This is a genomic window from Methylocystis suflitae (genome assembly GCF_024448135.1).
Taxonomy (GTDB): Bacteria; Pseudomonadota; Alphaproteobacteria; order Rhizobiales; family Beijerinckiaceae; genus Methylocystis; species Methylocystis suflitae.
The window spans coordinates 1-596 of record NZ_JAMRYX010000043.1 but is presented as its reverse complement, the minus strand read 5'-3'; the positions used below and the strand labels follow the sequence as shown (position 1 = coordinate 596).

1 protein-coding gene is annotated in these 596 nt (G+C 49.3%); it reads right to left on the bottom strand.

Going from position 1 to position 596, the window contains the following annotated elements; genetic code table 11:
• On the bottom strand, window positions 1-347 hold a 347-nt coding region (locus NEI07_RS03730), incomplete at its 3' end, for a GNAT family N-acetyltransferase (RefSeq protein WP_256032806.1).
• Window positions 348-596 lie beyond the last annotated feature (249 nt).

The following is a 596-nucleotide window of genomic DNA, read 5'->3' as shown; positions in this document are numbered from 1 at the left end:
AGCTTCCTTTCGGTGCAAAGCTCGTAACAACGGCATGCCAATTCACGCAGCATGCCCTTTCCTTGGAAGTTCGGATGAACCATGCTGTCGATTGGTTGCCCACCCAAAATGCGCTCTTGCCCATCCGATAACAGCATGGGCCAGACCATATAAAAGCCGACGACGCGCTCGTCGCAAAGCCCCACGACAGCTGGGCAGACGCCCATCAGAGTTTCGTTCCAATGCTTCGCGTCATATTCAATGCTTCGATTGGCACCCCAAACGACTTTGAAGAGTTCACGAAGTTGCATTAAATGAGACACCTCATACGGTGCGTATCGGACATCCTGCAGCTGCGGTGACGACATTTTTCTTTCTCAAAAGAAACAGATTTCGTGCGGTCTCGCGTTTTGCGAAGGGTCTCGCCTACCACCAAATTTGATAAGGGAGATAACATCGCTCAAATAACGAAGAGGACCAGACCCACACCAGCAAAGTTAGTGCACCGACCCCGTATGGGATAAAAGCGATCATAGTCGAATACGAACCTTTTATTAAAAAGGGCAACCGCGTGAGGATTATAAACTGGATCGGAGAGAGGTAATATTGGAAGCGAT